The organism is Halanaerobium polyolivorans (assembly GCF_020711195.1).
GTDB classification, from domain to species: domain Bacteria; phylum Bacillota; class Halanaerobiia; order Halanaerobiales; family Halanaerobiaceae; genus Halanaerobium; species Halanaerobium polyolivorans.
Window position 1 is genome coordinate 148,482 of record NZ_JAJFAT010000001.1, and the last position, 13,388, is coordinate 161,869.

Here is a 13,388-nt window from a genome sequence, read left to right on the forward strand (position 1 = left end):
TTGATAATTGGAGGTTTGAACATGGAAGATAAATATAATTTTTCGAAGTTAAACAATAGAGAAAATACGATGTCAGTCAAATGGGATAAGCGTAAAGATATTTTTGGTAGAGAAGATATTCTGCCCCTCTGGGTTGCAGATTCTGACTGGCATACTGCTCCCGAAATTAAAGCTGCTTTAATTAAAAAAGCAGAAAATACTGTTTTAGGTTATAGCTATGCTGATCAGTCTGTCAAAAATGCGGTTAAAAAATGGTTGGAAAAAAGATTTGAACTTGCAATTGATAAAGATTGGCTTGTTTTTGATACTGGAGTTGTACCTGCCCTAAATTTTACTTTAAAAGCAATTACTGAGCCTGGTGATGGTGTGATTATTCAACCACCGGTTTACAGACCATTTTTTTCTGCTGTTAAAAATAATAACTGTGAACTAATAAAAAATGAGCTGCTTTTAAAAGACAGGCATTATAAAATTGATTTTGCAGGATTAGAAGCAATAATTTCTGAGTGGAAAGAACGGCAAGGTGATCTTAAAGCTTTAATTTTCTGTAGTCCTCATAATCCGGTTGGTAGGGTTTGGAATAAATCAGAGCTAAAAAGATTGCTGGAAATTCTAGCTAGAGAAAATATCTATTTATTAAGTGATGAAATACATTCTGATTTAGTTTATCCAGCTTATAATCATTATCCAAGTTTAAAAGTTATTGAAAATTATCCTGAGCTGCAGGGTTATAGAGATAAAATTATTACATATATGGCAGCCAGTAAAACATTTAATATCGCTGGTTTACACACTTCATATACTATCATCAGCTCTGATAAATTAAGAAAAGAATATAATAAAGCTAAAAATGGATTTGCTTCTGGGAATTCTCCCTTTGGTTTAGAAGCCCTTAAATGCGCTTATAATGAGGGAGAACAATGGCTGGAAAAACAGCTTGAATATATAGTTGAAAACAAAAACTATCTGCAGGACTTTATTAAAAATGAAATTCCTGCTCTTAAATTATTTAAACAAGAAGGTACCTTTTTGATCTGGTTAGACTGCCGTAATTTGAATTTTGCTAATGATCAGCAGTTAAGAGAGTTTATGATTGAAGAGGCCAGGGTGGGGCTAAATCCTGGAATCTGGTTTGGTAAAGCTGGAAGTGGTTTTATGAGATTAAATATTGCCTGTCCTCAAGCAAGACTAAAAAAGGCACTGCTGAGGATTAAAAATGCTGTTGATAAACTTAAATAATGATTTGAATGGAGGATTATTTTGCAAAAAGTATTGATCATTGGTGGTGGAGCTGCTGGAATGATGGCTGCTATTGAAGCTGCTGATAATAATGAGGTCTATATAATTGAAAGAAATAAAGGGCTTGGTAAAAAATTATTAATAACCGGTAAAGGTCGCTGTAATTTAAGCAATTATTCTCCTCTTGATGAGCATATTAATAATATTGTTGATAACCCTAAGTTTTTATACAGTTCCCTGGCTGAGTTTGATGCTTATCGACTTTATTCATATTTTTCAGACTTGGGACTAGAACTTGAGGTACAGCGGGGCAATAGAATATTCCCCAAATCAAAACGAGCTTCAGATGTATTAAGGGTCTTAAAAAAAGAATTACTAGCAAAAGATGTTAAAATAATTGAAGATTTTGCAGAAGAAATAATTATTAAAAATAAAAAAGCAGTTGGAGTAAGATTGAAATATGGTGGTGTAATGAGAGGAGATAAGATTATTTTAGCTGCGGGAGGAAGTTCATATCCAGAAACCGGGTCAGATGGAAGTGGATATAAATTAGCAGCACAGTGTGGTCATAATATTGTTGAGCTAAGACCAGGCTTAACTGCCTTAATTTGTGAAGAAAAGTGGATCTATGAAGCTAATGGTTTAAGATTAAGAAATACCGGATTAGAAATTTATAATCAGCAGGGCCAAAAAATATATTCTGATTTTGGAGAGCTTGAAATTAGAGATGGCTATGTAGATGGGCCAATGATTATTTCTGCCAGTATGATACTTGATTTTGCAAAAGAAAGTTCTTATCAACTTAAACTTGATTTAAAACCTGCTCTAGACTATGAGACTTTAGATCAGCGGCTATTAAGAGATTTTGCTAAATACAATAACAAATATTTTGCTAACAGTTTAGATGATCTACTACCTATAAAATTGATACCTGTATTTATTAAACTTTCTTCAATCGATTATGATAAAACAGTAAATCAGATTACTGCAGAAGAAAGGCAGGAATTGTTAAAATTATTTAAAGAGTTGACTTTAACTATTAAAGCAAAAAAAGGCTTTAATAGGGCGATTGTAACTAGAGGTGGAGTTGATACTGATCAAATAGAACCCACAACACTTGAATCTAAATTAATAGATAATTTGTATTTTGCCGGTGAAGTGATTGATGTTGCAGCAATGACTGGTGGTTTTAACCTGCAGATTGCATTTTCAACTGCTTATAAAGCAGGAAATAGTGTCTAAATCATCTAAAGTTATTTAAAAAAAGACATAAAAAAACCGCAGCAAAAAACTGCGGTTTTAGTTCAAAAATATAATTACTCTGCTTCTGCTTCATCAAAGTTCTGCAGTTTATCTGTAATTACCTGGTTGACAGAATTCATCAATTGGTTAAAGTGATTTTGAGCTTCATAAAATTCAGCAATTTTTTCATTTTGCTTCATTTTTTGTTCCATCATACTTAATTCTTGTTTCTGCTCATCACTAATCTCTTGACCATTTTGCTGCATCATTTGTACCTGCTGATATTTCGCATTTAAGTCATCAAGCATTGATTTAGCTTCATCATCTTCTACCATTATTTCTTCTTTTTCTTTCAGCTCTTGAAATTCACTGGATTCAACAATTGCATCTGCAAGTTCTTCTGCATAATTAATTACTGTTGCCATTAAATTCACCTCATTTTGAGTTTTATTTTCTTTTTTTCATTGGAACTAACCATATTAATGTTAACATTCTACTCTTAGGATGTCAAATGCTGAGGGGAGATTTATATAAGGAGGCTATATATAAAATGACAAAAGAATTAAAAATTGAAGTATATTCTAAAGACTGGTGTCCATATTGTAAAAAAGCTAAGGCTTTTTTAAAAAGCAAGGGTTTAGATTTTGAAGAAATTGATATTAATGAAGCAGATAATTATGAGATCATGCAAAAAAGAACCTCAAATAAAACCGTTCCTCAGATTATTATAAATGACAAAAGTTTAGGTGGTTATGATGATATTATTGAATTAGAAAAAAAGGGGGACTTTGATCAGTTAATTGGTAGAGAAAATATTGATTATTCAGCAGAAGAATGGGAATTGATTATCCTTGGAGCTGGTCCTGCAGCTTTAAATGCCTCACTTTATGCAGCTAGAAAAGGGATAAAGGTGCTGCTTTTAACTAAAGATATCGGGGGTCAAGTAATTAATACAGATGAAATAGATAATTATTTAGGTAAAGCTGGAACAACTGGAGCTCAGCTAGTTTATGATTTTTGGTCTCACATCAGTAAATATGATATTAAGACAGTCATTGGTGAATCAGCAACTGCAGTTAATTCTGAGGCTGAACATAAAGTAATTAAAACTAATAATAATAAAGAATATATAACTAAAACATTATTAGTTGCTACCGGAGCCAAAAAGCGGAGATTAGGTATGAAAAAAGAATATGTACTTGGTGGAAAAGGAGTCCATTACTGTACTAATTGTGATGGCTTTTTATATGCAGAACAGCCTGTTGCTGTTGTTGGGGGAGGAAACTCAGGTTTAGAAGGAGCTCTTGATCTAGCCAAAATAGGTTGTGAGGTCGATTTAATCGAGATCGAGCCTTCTTTAATGGGGGATGAATATTTACAGCAAAAAATTTATGCTAATGAATTGATCAATGTTCATACTTCAGCTAAGGTTAGTCAAATTAATGGTGAGGATAAACTACAGTCTATAGTTGTTGAAAATTTAAATGATTCAAGTCAAAAAGAGCTTGATGTAAATGCACTTTTTATAGAAATTGGTTTAAAAGCTAATAGTGTTTTTGTGAGTGACATGCTGAAACTAAATCAGCAAAATGAGATCATTATTAATGAAAAAAATGAAACATCTGAAGAGGGTATCTGGGCAGCTGGAGATGTTAGTAATATTATGGATAAACAAATAATAATTTCTGCTGCAGAAGGTGCCAAAGCAGCATTACGAGTAAATCAAAGCCTAGCTTAAGAGAATTATCTTAATTCAGTTATTTAAATTTGCCAGATATTATATTAAAATGTATAATGTAAACAGATGGAGGTGGATATGATGGCTGATAAAGATATTCAAAAGCACATCTATATTTCAGGTAGAGTTCAAGGTGTTGGCTTTAGAGCTTTTTGTAGAAGCACTGCCCGAACTTTAGGAATCAAAGGTTGGGTTCGCAACCTTAGAGATGGTAGGGTTGAACTTGTAATTCAAGGACCTCCTGCTAAGGTAGAAAAGATGGTTGAAAATGTTAAAGAAGGGCCATCTTTTGCCAAAGTAGATGATATTGAAATCAAAAATGAAGAATGTGAAGATTTTAGTACATTTGAATAAGATTATAGGGGTGGTAATTATGAAAAAAGCTCTTTTAGCTGTTGATTTACAAAATGATTTTTATGAAGATGGAGCTTTAGCAGTTCCAGATGCATCTAAGATAAATCAAAAAGTAAATGAATTACTGGAATCAGAAGAGTATGAGCTGATTGTTGCTTCTCAAGATTGGCATCCAGAAAATCACCGCAGTTTTGCTTCTACTCATGGTGAAGAAGCATTTACAGCTTATGATAAAGAAGAAGGTTTAGGGCCAGTTCTCTGGCCTGATCACTGTGTACAGCAAAGCAGGGGAGCAGAATTTAACAATGAGATAAAGACTCATAAATTTGATTATATACTTCGCAAAGGAACAGATGTAGATGTTGATAGTTATTCTGCTTTCCAGGATAATGATGGTAGTGATTTAGGACTAGCAGCACTGCTTAAATCTTTTGCGGTAGAAGAAGTAGATATTTGTGGTTTAGCTTATGATGTTTGTGTCAAATATACCGCCCTTGATAGTGTTAAAAATGGTTTTAAAACAAATATTATTCAAGCAGGATCAAAGGCAGTTAATCCAGATCAAATAGAAGAATGCAATCAAGAACTAAAAAAAGCAGGAGTTAATCTAATTTAGGAGGAAATTTTTTGACGAATTTATCAATTATAGCAAGCAGTACTTTTGGAATGGAAGCCCTAGTAAAAAAAGAAATAAAAAAACTGGGTTATAAAATAACTGAAGTAAAAAATGGCAGAATTACTTTTGAAGGTGATTTAAAAGCAGTAGCTGAAGCTAATTTATGGTTGAGAACTGCTGAAAGGGTCATGATAAAAATAGGAGAGTTTGAAGCCCTTGATTTTGATCAATTATATGAAGGTGTCAAAGCTCTTGACTGGCCTAAATGGCTGCCTGAAAATGCAGAATTTCCCGTAAGTGGGAAATCAATCGATTCACAATTAAGCAGTGTTCCAAGCTGTCAATCAGTGGTAAAAAAAGCTGTAGTCGACAGTCTGAAAGAAGAATATGGTGATCAATGGTTTTCTGAAGATGGTCCACTCTATCCAATAGAAATTGCCTTATATAAAGATCAGGCTTTATTAACTATTGATAGTTCTGGGACAGGACTACACAAAAGGGGTTATCGTGATTTAACAGTTACTGCACCCATTCAGGAAACCATTGCTGCTGGAATGATATATTTAAGCCGCTGGGATAAAGATAGAATATTAATTGACCCTTTTTGTGGTTCAGGAACGATTTTAATTGAAGCAGCCATGATGGCCAAAAATCAGGCTCCTGGCTTAAAAAGAAATTTCATTTCTGAAAAATGGCCAATTTTTGATCAAATGCTTTGGGCTAAAACAAGGGTTGAGGCTAAAAAAGCAAAAAAAATTGATCTTGAACCAAGACTGATCATTGGATATGATCATGATCCTGAAGCAATTAGTATTGCCCGTTACCATGCTAAAAAAGCTGGAGTTGAAGATTTAATTCATTTTCAAGAACAAAAATTCGCTGATTTTTCTACTAATAGAAAATATGGATATATTATTACAAACCCCCCTTATGGAAAAAGGATGTCTGATCAAGAAGAAGTTGAAGCATTATATAAAAAAATGGGGGAAAAGTTTCTTCCTTTAGATACCTGGTCTTATTACATAATTACCTCTCATCCTAAATTTGAAGAAATCTTTGGTAAAGAAGCAGATAAGAGAAGAAAACTATACAGTGGTGGGGTTGAGACACATTATTATCAGTACTATGGTCCCTGGCCCCCAAAGAATTGAGTGGTTTGTTAATGAATAAATTAAAGCGATTTGCTCCTTATTTAGCTGGTTTGGTATTTAGCTCAATATTTGGCTTTTCTTTTTTATTCACCAAGGAGGGATTGGAGCTGATGGCTCCATTCCACTTACTTGGTTTTCGTTTTGCTCTAGCTTTTTTAAGCTTGAGTATTTTAAGGATTACTGGTATAATTAATATCGATTTAAAAACAAAAAATATTAAAATGCTGCTTTTGCTGGCCTTATTTCAACCTGGTATTTATTTTGTCTTTGAAACTGCCGGTATGATTTATACTACTTCTTCTGAAGCAGGAATGATGATCGCATTAATTCCCATAGCTGTAACCATTTTAGCAGCCTTTATTCTCAAGGAAAAAACGACCTTTAAACAGAGTATTTTTGTTCTATTATCAGTTTTAGGAGCAGTTTTAATTATTCTAAATAGAGGTAGTAGTGGAATAGAAGGTAATTTATTTGGGCTTTTATTATTGGGGATAGCTGTGATTGCTGCAGCCTTTTATAATATAATTTCTAGACAGCTTTCACTTGAATTTTCAACCATAGAAATTACATATGTAATGATGGGTTTTGGAGCTTTTGTCTTTAATAGCATAGCTATTTATCAGCTTGATTTTAGTCTGGGAAATTATTTTAGTATTATATCTGAAAGAGATGCTTTAATAGCGATTATATATTTGGGTATTTTTTCATCGGTTGTTGCTTTTTTTATGATGAATTATACTCTCTCTAAGATTAATGCTGCCCAGGCTGCAGTTTTTGCCAATTTTACCACAGTAGTTTCTATATTAGCAGGAGTCTTTTTAAGAGGGGAATCTTTTTATAAACTGCAGGCATTAGGGGCATTTTTGATAATTATTGGAGTTTGGGGAACAAATTATTTTGGACGACCTATAATCAGGAAGGAGACATATAATGAGAGAATATAATATAGCAGTAGTTGGTGCAACCGGTTTAGTAGGTAGAGAAATGTTAAAAATATTAAGTGAAAGAGAATTTCCTATTGCTGATTTAAAGCTTTTTGCCAGCAGTCGCTCTGAAGGCAAAATAATCGAGTTTGAAGATAGAAAATTAACCGTAGAAGTGGTGAAAGAAGGCTGTTTTGAGGGCATTGATATTGCTCTATTTAGTGCTGGGAGTGATATTTCTAAAGAAGTAGCTCCACTTGTGAAAAAAGCTGGTGGGATAGTTATTGATAATAGTAATGCTTTTAGAATGGATAAAGATGTACCTCTAATAGTGCCTGAGGTAAATGGTGAGCATTTAAATGGAGATCAGCAGATCATTGCTAATCCAAACTGCTCTACTATTCAAATGGTGATGCTTTTAAAACCTTTAGCAAATAGTTATGGTCTGAAAAGAGTCGTTATTAACACTTATCAGGCTGTTTCAGGAGCCGGGAAAAAAGCTGTTGATGAGCTGATAGAGCAAACTAAGGCCTATTTAAATAAAGAAGAAATAAAAAATGAAAATTTCAATCATCAGATTGCTTTTAATGCAATTCCACAAATAGATGTATTTTTAGATAACGATTATACTAAAGAAGAAATGAAAATGGTAAATGAATGCAAAAAAATATTGGCTGATGAAGAACTTGCAGTTACTGCAACCTGTGTTCGAATACCGGTTATTTTCGGTCATGGAGAATCACTAAATATTGAATTGAACTCTACCTATAATATTAATGATATTAAAAATATTTTTGCTAATACAAAAAATGTAGAAGTTATTGATGATCCAGCTCAGGAAAAATATCCCCTGCAGATTGATACAGAAAATAATGATAATATATTAGTTGGTAGAATTAGAAGAGATAATTCAAAAGAAAATACTATTAATCTTTGGTTAACAGCAAATAACCTTAGAAAAGGTGCTGCTTTAAATGCTGTTCAGATTGCTGAATATTTAGCCGAGCATGATTTGATTAATTAAGTTAAATTTATTTTCTGCTTGTTTTTTATAAATGATATATGTATAATAGTATTAACGCTTTTGGACGGGGCTTAGTTTTCTTTAATTTACATTAAGTTTTAAGATTGACTTATTTATGAATATTGTTAAATGTTTTTGTTTAATTAGAAAGTTGTTTTATGTTTTTCAAATAATATGGAGGTGTTTTGTTTTTTAAATGAATGATAAAAATAAAATAAAAAATGTTACTATGACTACACTCGGTGGAGTGGGAGAAATCGGAAAAAATATGTGGGTTTTGGAAATTGGTGAAGAGATGTTAATAATTGACTCGGGAGTTAAATTTCCAGAAAATGATTTATTAGGTATTGATTTAGTAATTCCAGATTTTGATTATGTTATCGAAAATAAGGATCGAATTAATGGAATTGTTTTAACCCACGGTCACGAAGATCATATTGGTGGTTTACCTTATCTTTTAAAAGAGATTAATGCACCAATTTATGGGACTAAACTTACTCTGGGTCTTTTAGAAGGTAAATTAAAAGAACATCGCCTTTTAAATGACTGTAGATTAAAAATAGTCCATGCTGGTTCAGAAGTTCAGGTTGGTAATTTTACTGTAGAATTTATTAAAGTTAATCACAGTATTGCTGATACCTGTGCCTTAGCTATTCATACTCCCCTGGGACCAATAGTTTATGCAAGTGACTTTAAATTTGACCAAACTCCTATCGATGGAGAAGTGGCAGATTTTCATAAATTTGCTGAACTGGGTGACAGTCCAGAAGGTGTTTTAGCGCTTTTTTCAGATAGTACCAATGTAGAACGGGATGGTTATACATTATCTGAGAAAGTTGTAGGAGAAACTGTTGACGAGATTTTTAGAGCTGCAAAAGAAAGAGTAATTGTTGCTACTTTTGCCTCTAATATTCATCGGGTTCAGCAGGTAGTAGATGCTGCTTTTAAATATAATCGAAAAGTAGCTTTTACAGGTCGTAGTATGCTTAATAATGTTGATATTGCCCGCCGACTTGGTTATCTTCAGGTTCCAGAAGATATGATTGTAGATATTAGAGATTGTTCTAATCTACCTGACAATGAAGTAACCCTGCTGACAACTGGTAGCCAGGGAGAACCGATGGCAGCTCTGACTAGAATGGCTCGTGGTGATCATTATCATATCAATATCAAAGAGGGAGATACAGTTATGATATCAGCCTCTGCGATACCTGGCAATGAAAAATATGTAGGTGAGACCATCAATAAGCTCTTTAGAAGAGGGGCTAATGTAATTTATGAAGATGTATCTGGAGTTCACGTATCAGGTCATGCTAGTAAAGAAGAATTAAAACTGATGTTGAATCTAGTTAAGCCAAAATACTTTGTTCCAGTTCATGGTGAATATAGACATCTTTATAAACACGCCAACTTAGCAGAAAAAGTTGGAGTTCCTAGAGATAATATCTATATTGCTGATGTTGGAGATACAATTAACTTTGCCGAAGATAAAGTTTCTAAACTAGATAATGTCAAATCAGGTGATGTATTAATTGATGGGTTAGGAATTGGAGATGTAGGCAATATTGTTTTAAGAGATAGAAAAATGCTTTCTGAAGATGGTATTATCATTGTTGTAGTTACAATTGATAAAAATGGTAATATTCTGGTTGGTCCAGATATTATCACAAGGGGTTTTGTTTATATCAGGGAATCCGAAGAATTAATTGAAGCTGCTACACAAAGAGTTGAAGATGCGCTTAAAGAATGTGAAGAGAATAATGTCACAGAATGGTCAGTTTTAAAGAATACAATTAGAAATTCGCTTAATAATTATATCTACCAAAAAATCAAAAGAAATCCGATGATTTTACCTGTTATAATGGAGGTATAATAATTTAAGTTAAATTTATAAATTAACCAGCTGTGAGTCAAATCCAGCTGGTTTTAAATTTGGCTAATTCTTGAACATATGTTTCTAGATATGTTATAATTAATATAATTAGGAGGAATCAATTTGAGCATTTTTGAGGCTGCTTTTTTGGGTATAATCCAGGGTTTAACAGAATTTATTCCTGTCAGCAGTTCTGGTCACCTTGTAATTGCCCAGTTTTTTATGGATATTAGAGAAGATCAACTATTATTTAATGTAATAGTTCATATTGGTACTTTAATTCCTATTTTCATTATTTTTTGGCAGGATATTAAAGATATGATTTTATTGAAAAAAGAAAAACGAAAAGAAATTTTTTACATATTATTAGCCATCATACCAACCGGTATTATAGGTATTTTATTTGAAGATTTTTTTGAAAGCTTATTTGCAGATGCTTATGCAGCTGCTTTTATGTTAATTGTAACAGGCTTTATTTTATATTTTACAGAAGTTTTTGCTGGTGGTAATAAAGAAGTGGAAGATTTAAAGTTCTGGCAGCCAATTCTAGTTGGTTTTGCTCAAAGCTTTGCAATAATTCCCGGCATTTCAAGATCTGGTTCAACAATAGCAGCTTCAATATTTCAGGGTTTAGATAGAGAGGCAGCTGCTCGTTTTTCCTTTTTGATGTCAATTCCCGTGATTGGGGGAGCAGGTTTTCTTCAGTTTTTAAATATAATGGAAGCTGGGGGAAGCAATTTAGAAGTGAAGATAATTTTTACCGGTTTGATTACCGCAGCTGTATCTGGATATTTTGCCATCAAAATATTATTGAAAGTGCTTAAAGAAAGAAAACTGCAGTATTTTAGTTATTATCTCTGGATAATGGCACTAATTGTAATTTTAATTAAAACTTTTTAACTTGATTTTTATAATAATTTAAATGCTAAGAGTTTGATAAGTATAAGGGGGTGCAGTTGTGGCTAAAAATAAAAAGGATTTAAAACTTGAGAAAAGAAAAAATGAATTATTGGGGCTATTTTTAATCACTTTTGCAGCCATCAGTTATTTTGCTATTTTTAGCAGTTCTGCAGGCTTAATTGGAGATAGTATCAGTGCTGCCTATTATTATCTAGTTGGTAGTGGAAGTTATATTTTGCCCCTTATCTTCATTTATTGGGGGATTAAGCTGATTAGCGGCAGAGACATTAAATTTTCCAGCCGGCTGCTCGGCTTTATAATTACCTTTATTACTATGATAGCTATTATTGATTTAAATAATTATCAAAGACAAATTATTGACCTAAGACAGGGTTATGCAGGGGGAGTAATTGGGCGTAGTATTAGCTATTCTTTAGTTGAGTTATTTGCCTATAATGGAGCTTATATTATTCTTTCGATGTTGATGTTAATTGGATTAATGCTTTTATTTGATTTGTTTTTGCATAATATATTCAAGAAAATTAAATCAATTCTGCTTTTTCCCAAAAAAATGCTGCAGTTATTAAAGAAAAAAATACTGCTTTTAAAAGACAATATTGCAGCAAAAAAAATTAAAATATTTTCTTTTTTTAAAAAAGAGCAAAAGAAAAAAACAAGCCAGAATTATGAAAATGATTTTAGTGAAAATTCCGATAAGATTAATCATAAGAATAGAGAAGATAGCTTTGTAGTTGAAGAAAATAGAGCTAAAAAAAGGAAAAATATAAGTGAAGCTAAAAGTTCAAATAAAAAGAGCAGCTCTATAACTGAGAATTTTGATATTAGCAAAGATCAGTCTGATAATATTAAAGATGAAGGTGAAAAACATGGTGATTATACATTACCAGGGATTTCACTTTTAAATGATAATGGTAAAAAAAGAGCTCAGCTAGCAAATAAAAGTCAGCTTCTAGAAGAAACATTAAGCAGTTTTGGAGTAGAAGCAAAGGTTATTAATGTAAATCACGGGCCTACAATTACCCGTTATGAAATTCAGCCTGCTACAGGGGTTAAGGTAAGTAAAATAGTTACTTTATCTGATGATATTGCCCTGGCTTTAGCAGCCAGAGATGTTAGGATTGAAGCACCTATTCCGGGCAAAGCTGCTGTAGGGATAGAGGTTCCTCATGGTAATGATATAACAGTGTCTTTTAGAGATGTTGTTGTTTCTGAAGAATTTCAAAATTCTAAAGGGAAATTAAAGCTTGCTTTAGGTAAAGGAATTGATGGAGATACTGTTATCTTTGATCTAAATAAAATGCCTCACTTATTGGTTGCTGGTGCGACCGGTTCGGGAAAAAGTGTTTGTATAAATACCTTGATCAGCAGCATCTTATATCGAGCTACACCGGAAGAAGTAAAACTGCTTTTAGTTGATCCTAAAAAAGTTGAATTGAATATTTATCAAGGTCTGCCACATTTAATTACTCCTGTTGTAACAGATCCTAAAAAAGCAGCTAATGTGTTAAAATTATTAGTTGAAGAGATGGAAGATAGATATGATCTCTTTTCTAAAACCTCAAGTCGTGGAATTCAATCATATAATGAGCAGTGTGAGAGAAAAGAAGATATGCTTCCCTATATAGTTGTTGTTATTGACGAACTGTCTGATTTAATGATGGTTGCAGCTAATGAAGTAGAAGACAATATCTGTCGTTTAGCTCAAATGTCAAGAGCGGCAGGAATTCATTTAATTATTGCAACTCAGCGGCCATCTGTTGATGTAATAACTGGCTTAATTAAAGCCAATATTCCCAGCAGAATCTCTTTTGCTGTTTCATCTGCTACTGACTCAAGAACTATCCTTGATATGGGAGGAGCAGAAAAACTTTTAGGTAATGGTGATATGTTATTTGCTCCAGTAGGAATGCAAAAACCGATGCGAATTCAGGGAGCATATTTAACTGATCATGAACTAAATAAAATTACCGATTTTGTCAAATCACAGGCAAAAACAGATTATGAAATAGAAAAAGATGATATTCAAGAAGTAGAACTTTCATTAGATGATGAACAGGATGAGTTATATGAAGAAGCTGTAAAATTAGTGGTTAAATATCGAGCATCAATTTCAATGCTGCAGAGAAGACTTCATATCGGACACTCTAGAGCAGCAAGATTGATTGATCAAATGGAAGAAGATGGGATAGTAGGACCATATGCTGGCAGCAAAGCAAGAGAAGTTTTGGTTGAAGCCGAAGATCTTGAAGAAATATTAGAGCTTGATATTGCTGAAGATGAAGATTTGCAATAATTATTTATCTCCGT

General features: G+C 32.8%; 12 protein-coding genes. 11 read left to right on the plus strand and 1 reads right to left on the minus strand.

The features are described from left to right. Positions 1-21: 21 nt before the first annotated feature. A complete protein-coding gene (locus tag LJ207_RS00765; protein ID WP_229343140.1) occupies positions 22-1,239 on the plus strand; it encodes a MalY/PatB family protein in 1,218 nt (405 codons plus the stop codon). A 21-nt stretch (positions 1,240-1,260) separates the two neighbouring features. Then, entirely contained in the window at positions 1,261-2,481 is a 1,221-nt protein-coding gene (locus LJ207_RS00770) for a BaiN/RdsA family NAD(P)/FAD-dependent oxidoreductase (RefSeq protein WP_229343142.1), read from the plus strand. 74 nt (positions 2,482-2,555) lie between these two features. Here LJ207_RS00770 and LJ207_RS00775 read toward each other — a convergent pair whose 3' ends face one another. Beyond that, positions 2,556-2,906, minus strand: coding sequence for a YlbF/YmcA family competence regulator (locus LJ207_RS00775; protein ID WP_229343144.1), 351 nt, complete (start codon positions 2,904-2,906; stop codon positions 2,556-2,558). Positions 2,907-3,031: 125 nt separating this feature from the next. On the opposite strand from LJ207_RS00775, the gene LJ207_RS00780 reads away from it, so the two are divergent. The 9 genes from LJ207_RS00780 (at position 3,032) to LJ207_RS00820 (ending at position 13,374) form a co-directional block, all read left to right on the plus strand. Continuing rightward, a complete protein-coding gene (locus LJ207_RS00780; protein WP_229343147.1) occupies positions 3,032-4,219 on the plus strand; it encodes an FAD-dependent oxidoreductase in 1,188 nt (395 codons plus the stop codon). 81 nt (positions 4,220-4,300) lie between these two features. After that, a complete protein-coding gene (locus LJ207_RS00785; RefSeq protein WP_229343149.1) occupies positions 4,301-4,573 on the plus strand; it encodes an acylphosphatase in 273 nt (90 codons plus the stop codon). Positions 4,574-4,592: 19 nt separating this feature from the next. Further along, positions 4,593-5,189, plus strand: coding sequence for a bifunctional nicotinamidase/pyrazinamidase (pncA, locus tag LJ207_RS00790; protein ID WP_229343151.1), 597 nt, complete (start codon positions 4,593-4,595; stop codon positions 5,187-5,189). A gap of 11 nt (positions 5,190-5,200) precedes the next feature. Then, on the plus strand, positions 5,201-6,340 hold the full coding sequence (locus LJ207_RS00795) for a THUMP domain-containing class I SAM-dependent RNA methyltransferase (protein ID WP_229343153.1): 1,140 nt from the start codon (positions 5,201-5,203) through the stop codon (positions 6,338-6,340). Between the two features lie 11 nt (positions 6,341-6,351). Continuing rightward, positions 6,352-7,284, plus strand: coding sequence for a DMT family transporter (locus LJ207_RS00800; RefSeq protein ID WP_229343155.1), 933 nt, complete (start codon positions 6,352-6,354; stop codon positions 7,282-7,284). Then, entirely contained in the window at positions 7,271-8,287 is a 1,017-nt protein-coding gene (locus LJ207_RS00805; RefSeq protein WP_229343157.1) for an aspartate-semialdehyde dehydrogenase, read from the plus strand. The genes LJ207_RS00800 and LJ207_RS00805 overlap by 14 nt, the downstream gene beginning before the upstream one ends. Before the next feature lie 196 nt (positions 8,288-8,483). After that, a complete protein-coding gene (locus tag LJ207_RS00810) occupies positions 8,484-10,160 on the plus strand; it encodes a ribonuclease J (RefSeq protein WP_229343159.1) in 1,677 nt (558 codons plus the stop codon). A gap of 123 nt (positions 10,161-10,283) precedes the next feature. Continuing rightward, complete coding sequence (locus LJ207_RS00815; protein ID WP_229343161.1) at positions 10,284-11,060, plus strand: undecaprenyl-diphosphate phosphatase; 777 nt, start codon at positions 10,284-10,286, stop codon at positions 11,058-11,060. A gap of 58 nt (positions 11,061-11,118) precedes the next feature. Then, positions 11,119-13,374, plus strand: a complete 2,256-nt coding sequence (locus tag LJ207_RS00820; RefSeq protein ID WP_229343164.1) for an FtsK/SpoIIIE family DNA translocase — start codon at positions 11,119-11,121, stop codon at positions 13,372-13,374. Positions 13,375-13,388: the final 14 nt, after the last annotated feature.

Coding starts and splice junctions, on each gene's coding strand:
- LJ207_RS00765 (WP_229343140.1), top strand. CDS start 22: ATGGAAGATAAATATAATTTTTCGAAGTTAAACAATAGAGAAAATACG.
- LJ207_RS00775 (WP_229343144.1), bottom strand. CDS start 2,906: ATGGCAACAGTAATTAATTATGCAGAAGAACTTGCAGATGCAATTGTT.
- pncA (WP_229343151.1), top strand. CDS start 4,593: ATGAAAAAAGCTCTTTTAGCTGTTGATTTACAAAATGATTTTTATGAA.
- LJ207_RS00785 (WP_229343149.1), top strand. CDS start 4,301: ATGGCTGATAAAGATATTCAAAAGCACATCTATATTTCAGGTAGAGTT.
- LJ207_RS00800 (WP_229343155.1), top strand. CDS start 6,352: ATGAATAAATTAAAGCGATTTGCTCCTTATTTAGCTGGTTTGGTATTT.
- LJ207_RS00780 (WP_229343147.1), top strand. CDS start 3,032: ATGACAAAAGAATTAAAAATTGAAGTATATTCTAAAGACTGGTGTCCA.
- LJ207_RS00805 (WP_229343157.1), top strand. CDS start 7,271: ATGAGAGAATATAATATAGCAGTAGTTGGTGCAACCGGTTTAGTAGGT.
- LJ207_RS00810 (WP_229343159.1), top strand. CDS start 8,484: ATGAATGATAAAAATAAAATAAAAAATGTTACTATGACTACACTCGGT.